General features: G+C 62.1%; 22 protein-coding genes, 3 tRNA genes and 2 pseudogenes. 14 read left to right on the forward strand and 13 right to left on the reverse strand.

What is annotated here, in order from left to right:
* Window positions 1-2 precede the first annotated feature (2 nt).
* The 9 genes and pseudogenes from C167_RS0117630 to C167_RS35155 all read left to right on the forward strand — a co-directional run.
* Window positions 3-674: an energy transducer TonB gene (locus C167_RS0117630; protein ID WP_081596690.1), complete on the forward strand. Its 672-nt coding sequence runs from the start codon at window positions 3-5 to the stop codon at window positions 672-674.
* Window positions 671-1,123, forward strand: coding sequence for a ribosomal protein S18-alanine N-acetyltransferase (rimI, locus tag C167_RS0117635; RefSeq protein ID WP_017519614.1), 453 nt, complete (start codon window positions 671-673; stop codon window positions 1,121-1,123). Before C167_RS0117630 ends, rimI begins: the two co-directional genes overlap by 4 nt.
* 298 nt (window positions 1,124-1,421) lie before the next feature.
* Complete coding sequence (locus C167_RS32705) at window positions 1,422-2,894, forward strand: flavin monoamine oxidase family protein (protein ID WP_268744094.1); 1,473 nt, start codon at window positions 1,422-1,424, stop codon at window positions 2,892-2,894.
* Window positions 2,869-4,113 carry a C69 family dipeptidase gene (locus tag C167_RS0117645; protein ID WP_017519616.1) on the forward strand — a complete coding sequence of 415 codons (1,245 nt, stop codon included), beginning with the start codon at window positions 2,869-2,871 and terminating at the stop codon, window positions 4,111-4,113. The genes C167_RS32705 and C167_RS0117645 overlap by 26 nt, the downstream gene beginning before the upstream one ends.
* Window positions 4,114-4,177: 64 nt before the next feature.
* Complete coding sequence (can, locus tag C167_RS0117650; protein WP_017519617.1) at window positions 4,178-4,822, forward strand: carbonate dehydratase; 645 nt, start codon at window positions 4,178-4,180, stop codon at window positions 4,820-4,822.
* On the forward strand, window positions 4,819-5,820 hold the full coding sequence (locus tag C167_RS0117655) for an isocitrate/isopropylmalate dehydrogenase family protein (RefSeq protein ID WP_017519618.1): 1,002 nt from the start codon (window positions 4,819-4,821) through the stop codon (window positions 5,818-5,820). The genes can and C167_RS0117655 overlap by 4 nt, the downstream gene beginning before the upstream one ends.
* A gap of 20 nt (window positions 5,821-5,840) precedes the next feature.
* Window positions 5,841-6,221, forward strand: a complete 381-nt coding sequence (locus C167_RS0117660) for a hypothetical protein (RefSeq protein WP_017519619.1) — start codon at window positions 5,841-5,843, stop codon at window positions 6,219-6,221.
* Window positions 6,222-6,302: 81 nt separating this feature from the next.
* Window positions 6,303-6,995 carry an SOS response-associated peptidase gene (locus tag C167_RS0117665; RefSeq protein WP_017519620.1) on the forward strand — a complete coding sequence of 231 codons (693 nt, stop codon included), beginning with the start codon at window positions 6,303-6,305 and terminating at the stop codon, window positions 6,993-6,995.
* Window positions 6,996-7,060: 65 nt separating this feature from the next.
* Window positions 7,061-7,415: pseudogene (locus tag C167_RS35155) on the forward strand (integrase); the annotation flags it as partial.
* Between the two features lie 534 nt (window positions 7,416-7,949).
* Here the strand turns inward: C167_RS35155 and C167_RS34555 are convergent.
* The 3 genes and pseudogenes from C167_RS34555 to C167_RS35160 all read right to left on the reverse strand — a co-directional run.
* Entirely contained in the window at window positions 7,950-8,615 is a 666-nt protein-coding gene (locus C167_RS34555) for a hypothetical protein (protein ID WP_157791853.1), read from the reverse strand.
* The gene (locus C167_RS33835) at window positions 8,612-9,127 is read right to left on the reverse strand and encodes a hypothetical protein (protein ID WP_235154330.1); all 516 of its coding nucleotides are present in this window, start codon (window positions 9,125-9,127) and stop codon (window positions 8,612-8,614) included. Before C167_RS33835 ends, C167_RS34555 begins: the two co-directional genes overlap by 4 nt.
* Window positions 9,101-9,394 (reverse strand): annotated as a pseudogene (locus C167_RS35160) (RHS repeat-associated core domain-containing protein); the annotation flags it as partial. The gene C167_RS33835 and the pseudogene C167_RS35160, both read right to left, overlap by 27 nt.
* Window positions 9,395-9,441: 47 nt before the next feature.
* Here C167_RS35160 and C167_RS0117685 point away from each other — a divergent pair.
* The 5 genes from C167_RS0117685 (at window position 9,442) to C167_RS0117710 (ending at window position 12,975) form a co-directional block, all read left to right on the forward strand.
* On the forward strand, window positions 9,442-9,663 hold the full coding sequence (locus C167_RS0117685) for a hypothetical protein (RefSeq protein ID WP_017519624.1): 222 nt from the start codon (window positions 9,442-9,444) through the stop codon (window positions 9,661-9,663).
* Between the two features lie 302 nt (window positions 9,664-9,965).
* A complete protein-coding gene (locus C167_RS0117695) occupies window positions 9,966-11,258 on the forward strand; it encodes a hypothetical protein (RefSeq protein WP_026079134.1) in 1,293 nt (430 codons plus the stop codon).
* Complete coding sequence (locus C167_RS0117700; RefSeq protein ID WP_017519627.1) at window positions 11,255-12,352, forward strand: tyrosine-type recombinase/integrase; 1,098 nt, start codon at window positions 11,255-11,257, stop codon at window positions 12,350-12,352. The genes C167_RS0117695 and C167_RS0117700 overlap by 4 nt, the downstream gene beginning before the upstream one ends.
* Window positions 12,353-12,425: 73 nt before the next feature.
* Window positions 12,426-12,674, forward strand: coding sequence for a type II toxin-antitoxin system Phd/YefM family antitoxin (locus C167_RS0117705; RefSeq protein WP_017519628.1), 249 nt, complete (start codon window positions 12,426-12,428; stop codon window positions 12,672-12,674).
* Window positions 12,664-12,975 carry a type II toxin-antitoxin system RelE family toxin gene (locus tag C167_RS0117710; protein ID WP_017519629.1) on the forward strand — a complete coding sequence of 104 codons (312 nt, stop codon included), beginning with the start codon at window positions 12,664-12,666 and terminating at the stop codon, window positions 12,973-12,975. Before C167_RS0117705 ends, C167_RS0117710 begins: the two co-directional genes overlap by 11 nt.
* 87 nt (window positions 12,976-13,062) lie before the next feature.
* On the opposite strand, the gene C167_RS0117715 is transcribed toward C167_RS0117710, so the two are convergent.
* The 10 genes from C167_RS0117715 to C167_RS0117760 form a co-directional block, all read right to left on the reverse strand.
* Window positions 13,063-13,139 (reverse strand) — tRNA-Met (locus C167_RS0117715).
* Window positions 13,140-13,317: 178 nt separating this feature from the next.
* Window positions 13,318-14,418, reverse strand: coding sequence for a redox-regulated ATPase YchF (ychF, locus tag C167_RS0117720; protein ID WP_017519630.1), 1,101 nt, complete (start codon window positions 14,416-14,418; stop codon window positions 13,318-13,320).
* A 40-nt stretch (window positions 14,419-14,458) separates the two neighbouring features.
* Window positions 14,459-15,043, reverse strand: a complete 585-nt coding sequence (gene pth, locus C167_RS0117725) for an aminoacyl-tRNA hydrolase (RefSeq protein WP_017519631.1) — start codon at window positions 15,041-15,043, stop codon at window positions 14,459-14,461.
* Between the two features lie 38 nt (window positions 15,044-15,081).
* Window positions 15,082-15,696, reverse strand: coding sequence for a 50S ribosomal protein L25/general stress protein Ctc (locus C167_RS0117730; RefSeq protein ID WP_017519632.1), 615 nt, complete (start codon window positions 15,694-15,696; stop codon window positions 15,082-15,084).
* A gap of 112 nt (window positions 15,697-15,808) precedes the next feature.
* The gene (locus C167_RS0117735) at window positions 15,809-16,750 is read right to left on the reverse strand and encodes a ribose-phosphate pyrophosphokinase (RefSeq protein ID WP_015478849.1); all 942 of its coding nucleotides are present in this window, start codon (window positions 16,748-16,750) and stop codon (window positions 15,809-15,811) included.
* Between the two features lie 52 nt (window positions 16,751-16,802).
* A tRNA-Gln gene (locus C167_RS0117740) sits at window positions 16,803-16,877 on the reverse strand.
* A gap of 62 nt (window positions 16,878-16,939) precedes the next feature.
* Window positions 16,940-17,014 (reverse strand) — tRNA-Gln (locus tag C167_RS0117745).
* Between the two features lie 31 nt (window positions 17,015-17,045).
* Window positions 17,046-17,894, reverse strand: a complete 849-nt coding sequence (gene ispE / locus C167_RS0117750) for a 4-(cytidine 5'-diphospho)-2-C-methyl-D-erythritol kinase (RefSeq protein ID WP_017519634.1) — start codon at window positions 17,892-17,894, stop codon at window positions 17,046-17,048.
* 1 nt (window position 17,895) lies between these two features.
* Window positions 17,896-18,513 carry a lipoprotein insertase outer membrane protein LolB gene (lolB, locus tag C167_RS0117755; RefSeq protein ID WP_017519635.1) on the reverse strand — a complete coding sequence of 206 codons (618 nt, stop codon included), beginning with the start codon at window positions 18,511-18,513 and terminating at the stop codon, window positions 17,896-17,898.
* 3 nt (window positions 18,514-18,516) lie between these two features.
* Window positions 18,517-20,283 carry a tetratricopeptide repeat protein gene (locus C167_RS0117760; protein WP_200860162.1) on the reverse strand — a complete coding sequence of 589 codons (1,767 nt, stop codon included), beginning with the start codon at window positions 20,281-20,283 and terminating at the stop codon, window positions 18,517-18,519.
* Window positions 20,284-20,312 lie beyond the last annotated feature (29 nt).

The following is a 20,312-nucleotide window of genomic DNA, read 5'->3' on the forward strand; positions in this document are numbered from 1 at the left end:
CCGTGGCCCGCGAGGCCGCCGCGCCGGTGGCTGCACCCTCGGCAGCGCCGGTCGCCGCCGGAGAGCCCGGCTCCATTGCCGCGCGCCTGCTGCCCAAGGTCGCTGCTCCGACCAAACCCTCGCCGATCAAGGCTGAAGAGGCGGCCGAGGCGGAAGCCGAACCGGCTGTCCGCGCTCCGGTTGCCCCGCCGCCGCGCTTCGCCCTGCAACTGCTGCGCGCCGGCGAATGCATCCTGCTCGTCGAGCTGCCCACCGGCGAGCCGCTGGCCAGTCGCGATCCGGCTTATCTGCTGCTGAAGGACCTGCTGCGCGCCGCCGGCCTGCCGGACAGCCCGCAACTGATGGGCGAACCCGTGCGCTGGCCGCTGTTCTCCCGCGGTAACCTGGACCAGGGCCCGCAAGCCGCCCGCGAGTTCGTCCAGGGTTTCGTCGCCGCGCGGCTGGAGGAGGGCGCCCCCTGCTCCTGCCTGTGGCTGGTCGGCATGCCTGCCGTGCGCTTCGCCGGCGAAGGCGATGAAGAATCCCTGCTGCGCGAACTACAGGTCGAAGGCCTGGGCGTAGCCTGGGCAGTGCCGGGCCTCGAGCGCCTGGCCGAAGAACCCACTTTGAAAGCCGACCTGTGGCGCGCCATGCGCCGGGTGCGGCAACGCTGGATGAGTCAGACCCCTGCATGAGCGACGCCGTTTCCTTCCGCCTGATGACCGAGGCGGACCTCGATGCCGTACTCAAGATCGAATACGCCGCCTTCAGCCACCCCTGGACGCGCGGCACCTTCGCCGACGGGCTGAAGAGCTACGAATGCTGGGTGATGTTCGAAGGTACCCAGCAGGTCGGCCACGGGGTGATCCAGCTGATCCTCGATGAAGCGCACCTGCTCAACATCACGGTGAAGCCCGAAAGCCAGGGCCGCGGCCTGGGGCTGGCGCTGCTGGAGCACCTGATGAAGCGCGCCCACGAAAAGGGCGGGGTGGAATGCTTCCTCGAAGTCCGCGCCTCCAACGGCCCTGCTTACCGCCTTTACGAGCGCTATGGCTTCAACGAAATCGGCCGCCGCCGCGATTACTACCCGGCCGTCGGTGGCCGTGAAGACGCGCTGGTGATGGCCTGCACGCTGGTGGATTGACCCCGCCGCGCTGGCATGTCGGAGCGGACCATGCCCGCGATCGCGCGCATAGCGCGCTCTGCTCCGCCATTCCCGCGCGTAGAAGCGGACCTTGTCCGCGAAATCCTGAACCCCAGCTCCGCGCCTGAAGGCTCTCGCGGATAAGATCCGCTCCTACAGGCCGACTCCCCTTGCAGGAGCGGACTCTGTCAGCGATGAGCTCCGGCGCGATGCGGGCCTATCGCGGAGGAAGTCCGCTCCTACAGGCCGTTTGTCCCGCGCAACGATCCCCCGCCTCCACTCCCACCTCTATTGAGAAATTTCCTGCCGATCGGGTTTTTCCGAGGGCTATTCCTGGCTTACCCTTAAGACCAATAAGAACAAGAACAATAAGGTCGCAAACATGAATCGCAGCGATGTGATCGTGGTGGGCGCCGGTATTTCGGGGCTGACCGCGGCCTGGCGTCTGGCGCAAGCCGGGCGACGGGTGAAAGTGATCGAGGCCAACAAGCGCGTCGGTGGGCGCACCCTCAACCATCGCTTCGCCAGCGGCGAAGTGGTCGAGGTGGGCGGCCAATGGGTCGGCCCGACCCAGGAACGCATCCTTTCCCTGCTGTCAGAGCTCGGTCTGTCGACCTATCCGCAATGGAACCAGGGCGATAACCTCACCCTCTTCGGCGACCGGCTCAGGCCGTATCGCGGCACCATTCCGAAGTTTCCTCCCCACGTCCTGCTCGATGTTCTTCAGGCCCATGTCCGCCTGGACCGCATGGCGCGGGAAATTCCCCTCGGCGACCCGAGCCTCCACCCCAAGGCGCCGCAGTGGGACAGCCTCACCTTCGCCGAATGGCTGCGGCGCAATGTGCGCACTTCCACCGGGCGCAAGGTCTTCCAGCTGATGTGCGGCGCCGTGTTCGCCGCCAGCCCCCATGACCTCTCGTTCCTGCATGTCCTCTTCTATATCCATGGCGGCACCAATCTCGACACCATCCTCGGCGTCGAAGGCGGTGCCCAGCAGGAGCGCATTCTCGGCGGCTCCCAGCGGATCAGCGAAACCCTGGCCGAGCGCATCGGCGACGTCCATACCGGTGAACCCGTGCGCGCCGTGCACCAGGACGGCAGCCGTGTCGAGCTGGTGACCGACCGAGGCACGCACCAGGCCGGCCACGTCATCTTCGCCATCCCGCCCACGCAACTGCTGCGCATCACCCAGGAGCCGCTGTTGCCCAGCTGGCGCGACCAGCTCCTGCAGCGCTTGCCCCAGGGCGCGGTCATCAAATGCATGGCGCTCTACGACAAGCCTTTCTGGCGCGAGCGCAACCTCTCCGGACAGGCCACCAGCGAGACCGGTCCGGTGCGCCTGACCTTCGACAACAGCGTCCCCGACTCCGGACGCGGTGTGCTGCTGGGCTTCATCGAAGGCGATGAGGCGCGACAGTGGAATGCCCGTCCCGCCGGTGATCGCCGCGGCCAGGTGCTGGACTGCTTCGCCCGCTACTTCGGCGAGCAGGCGCTGCGACCGGTGGATTACGTGGATAAATCCTGGGCCGAGGAGCCGTTCGCCCGGGGCTGCTATGCCGCCCTGTTCCCGCCGGGGCTGTGGAGCAGCGGCGCGGCGCGCCTGCGCGAGCCCTACGGGCGTTTGCACTTCGCCGGCACCGAAACGGCGACGCGCTGGATGGGCTATTTCGACGGGGCCGTGGAGGCCGGGGAGCGCGCGGCGCGGGAAGTGCTCGGCGCGCGGGAAGATCACGGGGAGGAAGATTATGTGCGACACCTTGGTATTGCGTAGCGGCGGGGCCACCTGGTTCGCCAAGAACAGCGACCGCGAGCCCGCCGAAGCGCAACGCCTGATCCGCCTGGACGCTGTACAGGGCGACAGCGCGGCCACGGTGCGCACCAGCTACCTGCAAATCCCCCAGACCGCCAATCGCCACGGCGTCATCCTCAGCCAGCCGGTCTGGTTGTGGGGCGCCGAAATGGGCGTCAACGACAAGGGCGTGGCCATCGGCAACGAAGCCGTGTTCACCCGGCTGACCCTGCGCGACGGCGAAGCCCTGCTTGGCATGGACCTGCTGCGCCTGGGCCTGGAACGCGGAGGCAGCGCCCGCGAGGCCCTGGCAGTGATCACCGAGCTGCTGGAGCGCCACGGCCAGGGCGGCCCGGCTGGCTTTCGCAACAAGCGCATGCGCTACGACAACAGCTACCTGATCGCCGATCGCGACGAAGCCTGGGTGCTGGAAACCGCCGGGCGCCTATGGGCGGCGAAGAAGGTCGAGCGCTGGGCCATCTCCAATGCCCTGAGCCTCGGCCACGATTACGATCTCGCCAGCCCCCACCTGGAAACCCAGGCGCGCCGCTTCGGCTGCTGGAACGGTCGCGGCGACTTCCACTTTGCCCGCGCTTTCGACAGCCGCATGCTGCCCTGGGTTGCTGGCGCGCACCAGCGTCGCCAGCTCAACGAAGATTTCCTCACCCATTGTCCGGCCCAGGTCGACTGGCTGGCGCTGGTCGTTGCACTGCGCAGCCACGGCCACCGCGGACATCGCTTCAATCTGCACGACAACCGGCAGATCTGCCTGCACGCCGGTAGCTTCTGGCGCCCCTCGCAGACCACCGCCAGCCTCATCGCCCGGCTCGATGGTGACTCTCCGCGCCTTGCCGCGACTGCGACCTCCGCCCCCTGCCTGTCCATCTTTCAGCCGCTGGGCTTCGAGGAGCGTGCTGGGGAAGGGCTGCTCAGCGGCGAGACCGACGCCGTGGAGGATTCCCTCTGGTGGCGCTTCGAAACCGTGCACCAGCGCGCCCTGGCCGATCCCGGTTTCGCCGATGCCCTGCGTGCCGGCCATGGCTGGCTGGAAACCGAGTTGCTCAGTGCCCTGGATCGGCGCACGCTGGATTGGCCGCGCCTCGCCGCCGAAGGCCAGGCCTGGCACGACGCCTGGCATCAGCTGGCGCTGCAGCATGCGCCGCGCCCGCCACGCTGGTGGCGGTTGAACACTGTGCGCTGACTCGGCTTGTCAGCCACGCCCACCCTGCGTAAGGTGCGGCCAGCCAAATGATGAGGAGCCGGACATGAGCGATCTGCAGGAACTGTTCGACAACAACGCCCGCTGGGCCGAAGCCATCAAGCAGGAGGACCCCGACTTCTTCGCCAAACTGGCCCGCCAGCAGACCCCCGAGTACCTGTGGATCGGTTGCTCCGATGCACGCGTACCGTCCAACCAGATCGTCGGCCTGCTGCCCGGCGACCTGTTCGTCCACCGCAACGTCGCCAACGTCGTACTGCACACCGACCTCAACTGCCTGTCGGTCATCCAGTTCGCCGTCGACGTGCTCAAGGTCAAGCACATCCTCGTCACCGGCCACTACGGCTGCGGCGGCGTGCGTGCCGCGCTGCACCACACCCAGCTCGGCCTGATCGACGGCTGGCTGCGCACCATCCGCGACCTCGCCTACGAATATCGCGACCACCTTGCCCAGTTCGAGAAGGAAGAAGAGCGCGTCGACCGCCTCTGCGAGCTCAATGTCATCCAGCAGGTCGCCAACGTCAGCCACACCAGCATCGTCCAGAACGCCTGGCACCGCGGCCAGAAGCTCTCCGTGCACGGCTGCATCTACGGCATCAAGGACGGCATCTGGAAGGACCTCAACGTCACCGTCAGCGGCCTCGACCAGTTGCCGCCGCAGTACCGCCTGCGTCCGCTCGGCCAGTCTTGAGCCGCCGCCTTTGCGTCATCCCCGGTGACGGCATCGGCCGCGAGGTCGTGCCCGTCGCCGTGGAGGTGCTGCAACGCCTGTTGCCCAACCTTCAGGTAGAGGAAGCCGAAGCCGGGTGGGACTACTTCCAGCGCCACGGCACCTCCGTCCCCGATGCGACCTATGAGAGCCTGCGCGTTTGCGGCGCCGGGCTGTTCGGCGCCGTGTCTTCTCCCAGCCACAAGGTCGAAGGCTACCGCAGCGCCATCCTCAGCCTGCGTCAGACGCTGGCGCTGAACCTCAACCTGCGGCCTGTGCGCTCGCGCCCGGTGGTGTCGCCGCGCGCCGGCATTGATTTGCTGGTTCTGCGGGAAAATAGCGAAGGTCTCTACAGCGGCCGCGAGCACTGGGAAACCGATGGGGTCGCCATCGCCGAGCGGGTCATCACCCGCGCCGCCTGCGAACGCCTCGCCGCTGGCGCCGCCGAACTGGCCCGCGTGCGTCACGCCCGGCGCATCACTCTGGTGCACAAGGCCAACGTCCTGCCGCTCACCTGCGGCCTGTTCCGCGACACCTGCCGCGACCGGCTGGTCGACCATGGCTGGAGCGACGTGCTTGACGAACGCCTGGTCGACGTCGCCGCCCTGCAACTGGTGGAACGCCCTGAAGCCTTCGACCTGATCGTCACCACCAATCTCTTCGGCGACATCCTCTCCGACCTCGCCAGCCACTGGGGCGGCGGCCTGGGCCTGGCATCCTCGCTCAACCTCGGCGCCGGCCTCGCCCTGGCCGAACCCGTCCACGGCAGCGCCCCCGACATCGCCGGCAGCGGCCGCGCCAACCCGCTCGCGACCATCCTCAGTGCTGGCATGTTGCTGCGGCATTACTGGCAATTGCCGGAGTTGGCGGAGCGAGTCGATGGGGCGGTGGATGCGTTTCTGCGGGAGGAGGGGAGTGTGGACTTCGGGGGCGAGACGACGCGGGTGATCGGGCAGGGTGTCTTGCAGCGGTTGATGTAAGCGAGCAAAGGAGTGCGTGAATGCTTTACTGTTTGAGTGATCCGGAGTTTCATGCGCTTTGGCGCAAGGCGGCAGAGATCGGAATAGCTCGATCTGATCTGGAGCCATACGTTGGGCAGACCGGACTGCCGGTCGCCGATCTGCTCAATGAGCTATCCATCGTTTTGGCGAAGCACTTTATCGACGGCGCCTTGAGCTTCGAATTCTGCGATAGCGTGATGAATGGTTGCTTGGACCTGATTGTCGAATTGGCCGTGCACGGTCCCACTCCCCAGCCAGCGTTCTCCATTTATCAGGCCTTCGATGAAGGAGAGTATCTGCGGCGTGATGACGTGCCGGAAACCGTCCCGTGGGAGAAATACACCCGGCCGGCGCTACTGGAAATTCTTCGGCAGTGTTGATGTGACATCTGTCGCCCTGCCTGGACAGTCCTCCGCCAGCCACCCAAGGTAAAAGCACCACTTTCCCCAAGGTGCCCGGCAATGTGCGGACGCTACGTCAGCCCCGAAGAGGCCGCCATCGAACGCTACTGGCATATCGGCGCGCGCACACCGCCACGCTGGCTGGAGGCCTGCTACAACGTCGCTCCGACCATGACCGTGCCCATCCTGCGCCACGACGAAAGTGGCCAGCTCGAACTGCTGCCCGCACGCTGGGGGCTGATTCCCGCCTGGTGGAAGGAGTCCACCCCACCGCGCTTCTCCTTCAACGCCCGCAGCGAAGACGCCGCCGGCAAACCCCTCTGGCGGCACGCTCTGCGCAGCACCCGCTGCCTGCTGCCCGCACTGGGCTGGTACGAATGGAACGAGAAGGAGAACATACGCAACCCCGCCGGCCGCCAGGTCCACCAGCCGTACTTCATCCACAGCCCCACTGACCCCATCATCGCCTTCGCCGGCCTCTGGTCCCTGTGGATAAACCCCAACGGCGAGCCCGTCCTCTCCTGCGCCCTGCTGACCAGATCCGCCGCCCCGAGCCTCGAACACATCCACCACCGCATGCCCGTGGTGCTGGCGCCGGAGAACTTCGGGGAATGGCTATCCACGGCCACACGCGGAGAAGCGCTGGATGACCTGATTCACCAAGCGCGGAGGGATTTTGCGGGGCACCGGGTGTCGCTGCGGGTGAATGACATGAGGAATGATTCGCCTGAGTTGAGCGACGAAGCCGAGTAAGTCGATTTTTGCAGGCAAAAGAAAAGGGGCTTAGCTTTCGCTAAATCTCCTTCGGAATATGGTGACTGAAACCGGAGACCGTCACCCCGGATCACGCTATCTGTCGGCCAACCTCTCGAAGCTGATCCGTCTCGGCTCATGGCACAAGGCGAACTCGCTGGCCAACGTCCGGCAGATCAAGACCGATCAGGTCGAACTGACCTTCCTCTCCCTGGATCAGGTCGCCCAGCTCCTCGAGGAGTGCAAGGCCAGCACGAACAACCACACGTCCCGGTCGCTCTCCTGGGCCTTTCTACAGGTGCTCGCTGGGAAGAAGCCGAGAGCATCGCCCGTGGGGCCGTGCATGGGGGAAAGGTCCACTACCACCGGACAAAGAACCGTCAAAGCCGCTCAGTGCCAATCCCTGCCGAGCTGGAGCAATTCAGCCCCCACATCTGTAGGAGCTGCCCCAACCTGAACGCCCTACTGGTGAAATTGATATAGGTGGTGCGGAGAAGGCGCAGCCATACAACCCAGTCGACAAAGCTCCGCATTTAACTCGCCAGGCATCCAAGATACACGACGCGTCAAATGCGGACAGTAGATGAATCTTTAACACAAGGGATATTGCAAAGCGCATCAAAGCCTACGAGCTATCAGGCTCATCTATTCCCAGCGACTGATTACTGCTTCTAGCTCAAGCAGTGAACTCTCGATCTTGGATTTTTCAGTTTCAGTCAAACTCTATTGGCATTCAACGCAACAGCGTTTATCTCCTACGCAACTCTGCTGCCTGCCGAGCAAAATTATTCATTAACGGCCCTTTATTTAGGGATAGTGGTTTGTCCGATCGGGCGTCCCTGCGCGTCATATTGATAGCGGAGGATCCGCCCGGGTTCGGTGACCTGAGCCTTGAAAACAGCACGGGGTGCCGCTCGTCAATACCTAATCCCTATAACTCTGCTCTCTGTACAACTACCAGTTTGGCAAAAACTTCTCATCACCAGTGTTAATTAATTTTGTATCCTGAGAGCTTAGGCGATCACCTAAACACTCAAGAAAATCTGGCATCTGAAGGCTTAAAATTGCTGGGCTTGTACCATTGGCGAAGCTCCATACAATTACTGCCTCACAGTGCTCTAGTAAGCCAATCAGCGTTCCAGTGATTCTCTCGTGATTGATGAGATTTTTTATATTTCCCTTTATATACTCAGGAAAACTATCCTTTATGCGAGTGCACACTATAGGTACTGGAACTCCACCTCTCATCGAGAAGAAGTTTAATCCGCTGCGCTCCAGTTCGTCTGAATTTATCTCAAACATACATGAGTCTAGTTTATCTGTTATCAGCACGCCCCCACCAAGCAATGGGGCATATAACGCACTTGCCTCTGGTATATCGAAGCCAACTTGGCCTTTCAAATTTCGCGGTCTAATTTTAAAAACTGGATAGAATGAATCATGGCTGAGCAATACTTCAACTTTGGTAGAGATATCACCATAGTTATCCACATCGCTCCCAATGATCGAGAAAGTCACACGCTCTCTTGCGTTTCGGGAAATTTTCTTGGACAGCCTGACATTCACAAGCATTCCAACGGTGAAGGAGTCGGCTTTTGCATAAAATAATTCAATCATCACCAGCCACCACCTAGCAATTTATATTTGAAAATCATTTCCTGCCCTGAAGGGTTTACAGCATGGAAGTGTGGGCATTTATGGTGTGGTGCATTGTCGTCATTATGCCCACCTGGGTGCTCCTCTACACGGGCTTTAGTATTTTGGTCACGATAACCCATGCACTTGGCCCCTTGCTGACGCGCCTGCGCATAACCATGGCTATCTTTGTTATTGTAGTCCTGCCACGGCACTGGATCGCATCCTTCTCCTCCTGAAGATATTCCGGCAAAAGCATAGGCCTTTTCTTGAGCGATGGCCCTAGTATCAGGTCCGCAATTGCCGTCATCGTTAGGACAATTAAGAGGTTGGTCGGAAGCTTTGGTTTGCGGTGTTGAGCCGGGGATAGTTGCTATTAAAAGAGCGCCACCGACCAATCGGCTAGCAGGGATGCGGATATTTTCCGGGATCCATTCATATACGGACTTTGGGATATCAATTTCTAACGTGGCAAGCCCCATGGGGTCAGTCTGCATGAGAGGGTTTCCTCCCACATACCCGTAGGTATTCAGTCCACCGTTAAGCCCAATCGGATCACTCTCCACATAACGTCCGGTCTCCGGATCGTAGTCCCTGAAGTAGTTGTAGTGCAGTCCGCTCTCGGTGTCGTAGTACTGACCGGCAAAACGGAGATTTAACTCCGTTTGCTGCCCGCTCCCCTGCGGATCCTGATTTGGTGCCCCATTGCCAAAGGCATCCGACTGCCACTGCCAAACGAGGTCCCGAGTCTCTGAGGTTACCAGTCACCATCACCGCCCACCTCTACAGCAGGAAGAAAGGCGACCAGTACATGTTCCTCCTGGTCGACCCCGAGGGCCGCCACCTGAACATGACCAGCTGGGAACTGGTCGGCTCCGGCTACGCCATCCGCAGCAAGGGCGCGTGCGTCGCTGAGCTGATGTATGAGCGCTGGAAGCAAACCGTCACCTGCGCCGGGGCCCCTGTAAGGCCGGCGATCTCCAATGCCCCGCTCACCGTCGCGGCATCGCCATCCGCCAGCCCATCACCGTAGCCCCAACAAGTGGTGGTGGTGCCTGACAACGAATACGCCTCACGCCCCTGGAGGAAGCAATGAACCTGCCTGGACTGATCAACGCCCTCGGGCTGCTCGTACTCGCCTTTGCGCTCGGTTTCTTCACCGCGTTGCAGCTCGTGCAGCCGGTGGCGGCGTTCCCGTTTTGAGTCGGCGAGCCGCGCCGCCGGCCGAGAGCGCCAGGCACGAGCGGTAGGCCGGCGGCGCGGCCGACGACCCTGTAACACGTCGGATAGCTAACGAGTAAGCACCTCAATAAACCTCATTGAAGGTACGAAAGAATGAAAAAGGCAGTTCACCCCCTCCGCCTGATCCTCAAGGAGAACGGGGATTTTTATGAGTCGTCCGAAGGACGGATTTTCATGGACCCGAGCAACGGCAGATTCGCCGACCTGTCGGGTGTGCGCCTGCTGCGCTGTGGCGTCGATACGGTGCGTCAGCTGTACAACGGCATGATCCGTCCGGAAGTGATGGCGTTGTTCGATGAGCCGGAAGATCTCGTCAATTTCGCCGGCTACAAGTGGGCCAAGGGTCGCATCGGTCGCGACTCGGGCTACCAGTACCGCCTACAGAACGCCGACATGGGGCTGATCCTGCTGATTAAGAACCATAACGTGAAGCTGGAGAACATCGGCCCGCACCTCAAGATCGAAGTGTCCCCGCACGCCCTGGATGGTGCCGATCCGAAGATCCTGCAGGGCGTCATGGATGACCTGGCCGCTGGCGTGCTCTCGGCCTGTGAGGTGAACCAGTGCGCCGTCCATATCGCGCTGGATGTTCAGGGCTGGACCCCACCTGCAGACTTCGTGGATCGCATGCACTGCCGGTCCCGGCGTGTCCGCCAGATCAGCGGCATCGACCGCATAGAGTACGACAGCAACGCCTCGGTCTATGGGCGTGGCGAGACCTTCATGTTCGGCTCGGCAAACGGCCTGCAGATGTGCCTCTACAACAAAACCCTACAGGCACGGGCCACCGACAAACTCGACTATTGGGAATCGGTGAGGGCCTCTCTGAACGGCGATCCTTTCGGCGATGGCGAACCGGCATTCAACCCCCTGGAAACCGTGTGGCGAATCGAATTCCGCTATCACCACTCCATCGTCCAGCAGTTCTCGGAAGGCTCCACGATGTCCTCGGGCGAGGTGATCGGCTGCCGTACCTATGAAGGCCTCTGTCCGCACCTGCAAGGCCTCTGGCAGTACGCCTGCGACAACTACAAGCTGATTTCCCGGGAAGGGATCTTCGACGCCTTCTGGTCGCTGATCAGCCTCGACACGAAGGTCCAGGTGGAAGCCGATCCGCTCATCGAACGCACCGAGTACCGCCGCTACTACAAGACCGCTCAGGGCTTCTCCGGCAAGAACTGCGAGATGTTCCTGGGCCAGTTCGCCAGCCTGATCGCACGGGAGCGCATCCCACCAAAAAAAGCCCTTGAGGTCGGGAGAACGCTCCCCTTCTGGCATGTGATCGAAGACCACTACACCGCCAAGGGCTACAGCACTCGCGACCTCGAAAAGCATGTCATCGGGTTGATCAACGATCGCTACATCAGGCGGGGCTACGCGATATGACCGCGCGCAAGGATGGGAAGACGTGGACGGCTGACTTCTACGAGAACGGTCGCTCCGGTCGCCGGGTGAGGAAATACGGGTTCCTTACCAAGTCTGCTGCGATCCGCTACGAGCAAGATTTCTTTGCCGTGAAGGGGGAAACGGGGCGCCCGCTGGATGATCGCGTCTCGGATCTGGTGAGGGTCTGGTATGACCTTCATGGATGCACTCTCAAGGATGGCACCCAGCGTCTGGCGCGTTGTGAGGCGCTGGCCCAGCGTCTTGGTGATCCACTGGCCTTCGAGTTCGATTCGCTCGCGTGGGCACGCTACCGGCAACGCCGTCTGACCGAAGTGAAGCCGGAGACGGTCAACCACGAACAACGCTACCTGTCGGCCATCTTCTCCGAGCTGATCCGTCTCGGCTCCTGGCACAAGGCAAACCCGCTGGCCAACGTCCGGCAGATCAAGACCGATCAGGTTGAACTGACCTTCCTCACCCTGGATCAGGTCGCCCAGCTTCTCGAGGAGTGCAAGGCCAGCACGAACAACCACACGTACCCGGTCGCTCTCCTGTGCCTCGCTACAGGTGCCCGCTGGGAAGAAGCCGAGAGCATCGCCCGTGGGGCCGTACATGGGGGAAAGGTCCATTACCACCGGACCAAGAACCGTCAGAGCCGCTCAGTGCCGATCCCGGCAGAGCTGGAGCAACTGATGTTCAAGGTGGGCATGCCTGGAACCGGCCGCCTGTTCATGTCCTGCCGAGCCGCCTTCCGTTGCGCCTATGAGCGCTGTGGATTCCAGACGCCGGGGCAACTGACCCATATCCTCCGCCACACCTTCGCAAGCCATTACATGATGGGGGGAGGGGACATCCTGACGCTTCAGCGGATCCTGGGGCACTCGTCGATCACGATGACGATGCGGTATGCACACCTGTCGCCGGAACATCTTGAGTCAGCTATGCGCCTTTCACCGCTTGCGCAGCTCGATCAGTTGGACTCAGAGAGCGGGCGAGAGGAGCGAGGCCTCGGCAGCCGTATTCACTCGCGCTTTGCATCTATCGGTGGGGTAGAAGCGACTGAGGCAACGTATCCTGTAAATGAGGGCCTTTAAAGGGTCTTTTAAAAGTGCTAATTTGGGTGCTCAATAGTGACAGGAATGAGCGTTGTAGCGCTCAGGAGTTTTTATGGCACACGCCGTTTTAGCGGACGTAGCAGCCTCCATCACCGAGCTGAAGAAAGACCCAATGGGAACCATTGAGGCTGGGCACGGTAAACCCGTCGTGATCCTTAACCGTAACGCGCCGGCATTCTATGCAGTGCCGCCGGAAGTCTACGAGCAGATGCTGGAAGCGTTGGACGATGCTGTCCTTGCCAGAATCGTTAGGGAACGTAGCGACGAGCCTTCGCGGGAAATTACGTTGGATGACCTCTAGATCAGCAAGTGAACCACCGAAGTACAAGCTGAGCATCAAAGAAAGCGCGGAGAAGGAGTGGCAGAAGCTACCTGTCCCGATCCGCGACTCCTTCAAGAAGAAGCTGGCAGAGCGCCTCATCAACCCCAGGGTTGAGAAGGACAAGCTGTCCGGCATGAAGGACTGCTACAAGATCAAGCTGAAGGACGTCGGTTACCGGCTCGTCTACAGAGTGGACGACGGGCAACTGGTGATCGAAGTGATTGCGGCAGGGAAGAGGGAACGCGGAGAAGCCTATTCAGCAGCGAGGAAGCGACTCTGACGGATGGCCGTAGACGGGATGTAGTCGGTTTGTAGTCTGCCGGCCAAAACAAAAAAGGGTTAGCTTGCGCTAACCCTTTGTTTTGTATGGTGGCTACACCGGGACTTGAACCTGGGACATCAGCATTATGAATGCTGCGCTCTAACCGACTGAGCTATGTAGCCGAGTGGCGCGCATTTTCCGCAGATCGAGGGGGGGTGTCAACCCCTTTTCTTGAATATTTTTCTGATCTATCAATCGTTTAGCCAGTCTTGCGGAATTTTCGCGATGAGCGGCGGGGCAGGGCATCCAAATGAAAAAGCCCCGGCGTGTGGCCGGGGCTTTTTCGCGCCTGGCGGGCGCTTAGACGTTGAAGCGGAAGTGCATCACGTCGCCGTCCTTGACGATGTAGTCCTTACCTTCCAGGCGCCATTTGCCGGCTTCTTTCGCGCCCTGTTCGCCCTTGAACTGGATGAAGTCGTCGTAGGCGACGACTTCGGCGCGGATGAAGCCTTTTTCGAAGTCGGTGTGGATCACGGCGGCGGCCTGCGGGGCGGTGGCGCCGACGCGGACGGTCCAGGCGCGGACTTCCTTCACACCTGCGGTGAAGTAGGTCTGCAGGTGCAGCAGTTCGTAGCCGGCACGGATCACGCGGTTCAGGCCGGGCTCTTCGAGGCCGAGGGATTCGAGGAACATGTCCTTCTCTTCGCCGTCGTCGAGTTCGGCGATCTCGGCTTCGATCTTGTTGCACACCGGTACGACCATAGCGCCTTCTTCTTCGGCGATAGCGCGGACGACGTCCAGGTGCGGATTGTTCTCGAAGCCGTCTTCGGCGACGTTGGCGATGTACATGACCGGCTTGCTGGTGAGCAGGTGGAAGCCGCGGATGACGCGCTTCTCGTCATCGCCCATGTTCTTCATCAGCGAGCGCGCGGGCTTGCCTTCGGTGAAGTGGGGGATGAGCTTTTCCAGCAGGGCTTTCTGCACCAGAGCGTCCTTGTCGCCGCCCTTGGCATTGCGCGCGACCTTCTGCAGTTGCTTCTCGCAGCTGTCGAGGTCGGCGAAGATCAGTTCGAGGTCGATGATCTCGATGTCGCGCTTGGGGTCGACGCTGTTGGAGACGTGGATGACGTTCTCGTCTTCGAAGCAGCGCACGACGTGGGCGATGGCGTCGGTCTCGCGGATGTTGGCGAGGAACTTGTTGCCCAGGCCTTCACCCTTGGAGGCGCCCGCTACGAGGCCGGCGATGTCGACGAATTCCATGGTGGTCGGGATCACGCGCTCGGGCTTGACGATCTCGGCCAGCGCATCGAGGCGGGCGTCGGGCATCGGTACGATGCCACTGTTCGGCTCGATGGTGCAGAAGGGGAAGTTTTCCGCCGCGATGCCGGATTTGGTCAGGGCGTTGAACAGGGTGGACTTGCCGACGTTGGGCAGGCCGACGATGCCGCAGTTGAATCCCATGCTAGGTCCCTCGCGCCAGGTGGCGGAAATAGAGGTGTAATCAGGCCTTCTGGCTGTGCAGCTTCTGCATCGCGCGGGTCCAGTCCCCGTCGAGCATGTCCGGCAGCACGCCGAGGGCGGAGTCGATGCTGGTGTCGAGCAGTTCCTGTTCGGCGCGCGGGGCGCGGCCGAGAACGAAACCGGAGACCAGGCTGCTGTGCCCCGGATGGCCGATGCCAAGCCGCAGGCGATGGAAACCATTCTGGTTGCCAAGCTGGGCGATGATGTCGCGCAGCCCGTTGTGCCCGCCGTGTCCGCCGCCCTTCTTGAGCTTGGCGACGCCGGGGGGCATGTCGAGTTCGTCGTGGGCCACCAGGATGGCTTCGACCGGAATGCGGAAGAATCCGGCGAGCGCCGCCACGGCCTGGCCGCTGCGGTTCATGTAGGTGGTGGGGATGAGCAGACGAACGTCGCGGCCCTTGTAGTTGAACTTGCCAACCAGGCCGAAGTACTTCTTGTCGAGAGACAGGTTCGCGCGTTGCGCGTCCGCCAGTCGCTCAACGAAAAGGGCCCCCGCGTTATGCCGGGTCTGGTCGTATTCAGGGCCTGGGTTTCCCAGGCCAACGATCAGTTGTACGGCAGTCACGACGGGGGCCCCTTCCTTAAAGGCAATGGTGCGCGCGATTACTCGGCAGCAGCTTCGCCTTCACCTTCTTCTTTCACTACGCGGGAAGCGTGGATGTTGGCGACGGCCAGGTCGTTACCGTGGGCCAGTTGCACCAGCTCTACGCCTTTCGGCAGCTTCAGGTCGGACAGGTGAACGATCTGGCCCAGTTCTACCTTGGCCAGGTCGACTTCGATGAATTCCGGCAGGTCTTTCGGCAGGCAGGAAACTTCGACTTCGGCGATCACGTGGGAGATCTCGCCGCCACCAACCTTGACGCCAACGGCAGTGGCTTCGTTGATGAAGTGCAGCGGTACGTGGGCGGTCAGTTTCTGGCCGGCAACGACGCGCTGGAAGTCAGCGTGCATGACGAAACCCTTGGACGGGTGACGCTGCAGGGCCTTGATCAGTACGGTTTCCTTGGCGGAACCGACGTTCAGGGTGATCACGTGGCTGAAGGCAGCCTCGTTTTCCAGCAGCTTGGAAATCTCACGCAGTTCCAGGGTCAGGGATTGCGGGGCTTTCTCGCCACCGTAGACCACAGCCGGGATCAGGCCGGCGTTACGACGCAGGCGGCGGCTCGCACCTTTCCCCAGGTCGGAACGCTCTTGAGCATTCAGTACAAAATCAACCATTTCACACTCTCCAAAATGACAAGATCGCCCGGACGCTTGCGACCAGCGTTCGGGCGATTTTGCTAATGCCCCATCGACATGACGGGGCGCTTTACGTCAGCGCTGTTCCGCCTCAGCGGAACATGGCGCTGATCGATTCTTCATTGCTGATGCGGCGCATGGCTTCCGCGACAACCGGCGCGATGTCCAGCTGGCGGATACGTCCACAGGCTTGTGCAGCAGCGGACAGCGGGATGGTGTTGGTCACCACCAGCTCGTCCAGTACGGAATTTTCGATGTTCTCGATGGCGCGGCCCGACAGCACCGGGTGGGTGCAGTAGGCGATGACCTTGGCGGCGCCGTGCTCTTTCAGAGCTTTGGCGGCGTGGCCGAGGGTGCCGGCGGTATCGACCATGTCGTCGACCAATACGCAAGTACGGCCTTCGACATCACCGATGATGTGCATGACTTCGGACTGGTTGGCCTTCGGACGACGCTTGTCGATGATGGCCAGATCGACGCCCAGGGATTTGGCGACGGCGCGAGCACGCACCACACCGCCGATGTCCGGGGAAACGATCATCAGGTTCTCGAAGCGCTGGTCTTCGATGTCGTCGACCAGTACGGGCGAGCCGTAGATGTTGTCGACGGGGATGTCGAAGAAGCCCTGGATCTGGTCGGCGTGCAGGTCAACGGTGAGAACGCGGTTGACGCCTACGACGGTCAGCATGTCGGCAACGACTTTGGCGCTGATGGCCACGCGGGCGGAACGCGGACGGCGATCCTGGCGGGCGTAACCGAAGTAGGGGATGACGGCCGTGATACGAGTCGCCGAGGAGCGGCGGAAGGCGTCGGCCATCACTACCAGTTCCATCAGGTTGTCGTTGGTCGGTGCGCAGGTCGGTTGAATCAGGAAGACGTCCTTACCACGAACGTTTTCGTTGATTTCGACGCTGATCTCGCCGTCGGAGAATTTACCGACAGAAACGTCACCGAGGGGAATGTGCAGCTGCCGTACGACACGGCGTGCCAGATCGGGGTTGGCGTTCCCCGTGAAAACCATCATTTTGGACACGCTGCGGTACCTGTGTCGGCTTGAGGGTAGGCCCGGTTGAGCCAGAAGAAAATGGCAGGGGCGGCTGGATTCGAACCAACGCATGGCAGGATCAAAACCTGCTGCCTTACCGCTTGGCGACGCCCCTGTAGCTTACAACTTGCGGAGCAATGTGTTCGTTGATGCTGTACGTAAAACCCTGTGGGTTAATGGCAGGGGCGGCTGGATTCGAACCAACGCATGGCAGGATCAAAACCTGCTGCCTTACCGCTTGGCGACGCCCCTGTATCGTACAACCGATTACATTGCTTTCTTCTCAGTCCAGGTTTTGCAGCTTTCGGTGCAACATCGAGATGTTACGCCCCTGGGCAACAAAACTCGGCAGAGTGGCCGGAAGTTGGCGGCGAACTTTATCAGCATCGCCCTTGTTTGGGAAGCTCCCAAACACACAAGCTCCGGTGCCGGTCAATCTCGCTTGGGTAAATTTACCTAGCTGGATCAGTGCGTTACGTACATCCGGGTAACGCTTCTCGACGACCGGCTGGCAGTCGTTATGACCGTCCACCCCGAGAAGGCTGCGAACTTTAATGGGCGGAGTATCTCGTGTCAACTCGGGATCGGAGAAAACTTCTGCTGTGGAGACAAAGACTTGCGGCACGACGACGAGGAACCAGGGCTCTTCCAGTTCCACGGGCGTCAGTCGCTCGCCGACGCCTTCGGCAAAGGCCGCCCGGCCGCGCACGAACACCGGTACGTCCGCGCCCAGGTCCAGGCCCAGCGCGGCGAGGCGGTCTTCGTCCCAGCCCAGTTGCCACAGATGATTCAGCGCGAGCAGGGTGGTTGCCGCGTCTGAGCTGCCCCCACCGATGCCGCCGCCCATGGGCAGGCGCTTGTCCAGCCAGATGTCGGCGCCCAACTGGCAACCCGATTGTTCCTGCAACCGGCGGGCGGCCTTGACGATCAGGTTGCTGTCGTGGGGAACGCCTTCGATCTCGGTGTTCAGGCGGATTTCGCCGTCCTCGCGCAAGGCGAATTGCAGTTCGTCACCGTGGTCGAGGAACTGGAAGAGTGTCTGCAGCTCGTGGTAACCGTCGGCACGACGGCCGGTGATGTGCAGGAACAGGTTGAGCTTGGCCGGGGCCGGCAGGGTCAGGCGGTCCTGCATGTCAGTGGCCCAGTTGGCGCGGTTGCCAGGTCTTCACTACCAGGGTCACGTCCAGATCCTGGCCGTGCAGTTTCAGGCGCTCGGGCAGCCAGTAGCCGTCCTGCTCGCTGTAGCGGGTGTACTCCACGTCCCAGCCGTCCTGCTGCAGCTTGGCCAATCGGCTCTCGCCATCGAGGGTCACGCGGCTCTTGCTGTCCGGCGCGGGCAGGCCGCGAATCCACCAGAGCAGGTGGGAAACCGGCAGGCGCCAGCCCATCTGTTGTTCCAGCAGTTCTTCGGGTGACGCGGCTTCATAGCGCCCCTGGCCGGCGACCTCCAGGGTCACCGCACCTTCGCGCCCGGTCAGGCGTGCGGCGCCGCGACCCAGCGGGCCGGACAGGCGAATGTCGTAGTAGTCCTGGCGTTGCAGCCAGAACAGGGTGCCGCTGCCAGAGTCCCTGGGCGCGCGGATGCCGACCTTGCCGTCGATCTGCCAGCCGTCGAGGGTGGCGATGCGCGCTTTGTGGGCATTCCAGGCGGTAGCGTTGCCCTGGCCTTCCAGGGCTTCATGGGTGCCGAAGCTGGAGCAGCCGGCGAGCAGGGCAAGCGCGGCGGCGCCGATCAGGTGACGTAAACGCATAAATCAGAGAGTTCCGGAGCCGGTCAGGCGCTGCAGGGTGTCGCGCAGCACGGCGCTGTCGGGCTGGCTTTGCAGGGCGGTAGCCCAGACCTTGCGGGCTTCGCTCTGCTTGCCCTGGGCCCAGAGCACTTCGCCCAGGTGCGCAGCCACTTCGTGGTCGGGGAAGCGTTCCAGTGCCTTGCGCAGGTAGGTTTCCGCTTCGCTGAGGTTGCCCAGGCGGTAATTCACCCAGCCCAGGCTGTCGAGGATCGCAGGGTCATCCGGGTTCAGCGAGTGGGCCTTCTGGATCAGGTCGCGGGCTTCGCTGTAACGGGTAGTGCGGTCGGCCAGGGTGTAGCCCAGCGCATTGAGCGCCATGGCGTTGTCCGGCTCTCGTTGGATGATCAGCCGCAGGTCCTCCTCCATCTGCGCCAGGTCGTTGCGCTTCTCGGCGAGCATGGAGCGGGTGTAGAGCAGGTTGAGGTCGTCCGGGAACTGCTTGAGGCCCTGCTGGATGACGCTCCACGCGCGGTCCACCTGGTCGCGGTTGGACAGGCCTTCGGCTTCGATCAGGTACAGCTGGATGGCGTAGTCCGGCTGGCGGTCCCGGGTTTCGGCGAGACGGCGCGAGGCCTCGTCATAGCGCTTCTGGTCCAGCAGGATCTCGGTGGAGCGCAGTTGGGCCGGGAGGAAGTCGTTGCCCGGGCCGACCAGGGCGTATTCCTTGAGCGCGGTCTCCGGGTCTTTCTTCTCCTCGGCCAGGCGGCCCAGGTTGAAGTGCGCGGAGTCGACGTGGCTGTCGCGCTCGACCAGTTCCTGCAGGTAGACCTTGGCTTCGTCCCAGGCCTGGGCTTCGAGGCAGACCAGGGCCAGCGAGAAACGCAGGTCGTCGTCGTCGGGGAATTGCTCGACCAGCGCTGAGAACTCGGCCTTGGCGTCTTCCAGGCGGTTCTGTTCCACCAGCAGGCGGGCGTAGGCGAGGTGGACGCGCTTGTCGTCCGGATGTTCCTTGATGCCATTCTTGAGCAGCGGCAGCGCTTCGTCGCTGCGCTTCATGCTTTGCAGCAGGCGCGCGCGCAGCAGCAGCGGGGCGACGTCGTGCTTGCTGGCGGAGTTGTCTTCGAGCAGGTGCAGGGCTTCCTGCGGGCGGCCGTCCTGCTGCAGCAGCAGGGCCTTGCCGAACAGCAGCTGGCCGTTGTCGGGATACTTCTTCAGCAGGCGGTCGAAGCTCTGCAAGAGGCCGGCGCGGGTATCCGGGTCGGTCTCGGCGGCGGACAGCGCGAGGAAGTCGAAGTGGGTGTCGCCCTGGCCGTTGAGGACCTTCTCCATGTAGACCATGGACTCGTCGTACTGGCCGGTGCGCGCCAGCTGGATGGCGGCGGCGCGCTGGGCGTCGAGGTTGTCCGGCGCGGCATTGGCCCAGATCAGCGAGGTGTCCAGCGCTTCCTGGTCGGCGCCCAGGTACTCGGCGATGCGGAAGGCGCGCTCGGCGACGCCCGGGTCCTGCGTTTCCTTGGCCTGCTCGACGTAGTTGGCGAGGGCGATGTCGAAACGGTTGCGCTGCCCGGCGATCTCGGCGGTGAGCAACGAGAACATCGTGTCTTCGCTGAAGGAGCCGTACTTCTGGTTCTTCTGCGCAGCCGCGGTCTTGTCCTTCTCCGCGGAAGCACTGTCGGTGTTTTTCTGGGTAAGAGACTGGCAGCCGCCGAGCAGCAGCAGAGCAGTCAGCAGCGCAAGAGACTTGTTCATAGAGGAAGGACGAGGGCCTGACCTGCGAAATGGGACCATCATGACATAAGGAAAGTGCCAATCCCATGGGC

Origin of the sequence: Pseudomonas nitroreducens TX1, assembly GCF_000313755.1 — a bacterium.
In the GTDB taxonomy this organism is placed as follows: Bacteria; Pseudomonadota; Gammaproteobacteria; order Pseudomonadales; family Pseudomonadaceae; genus Pseudomonas; species Pseudomonas nitroreducens_A.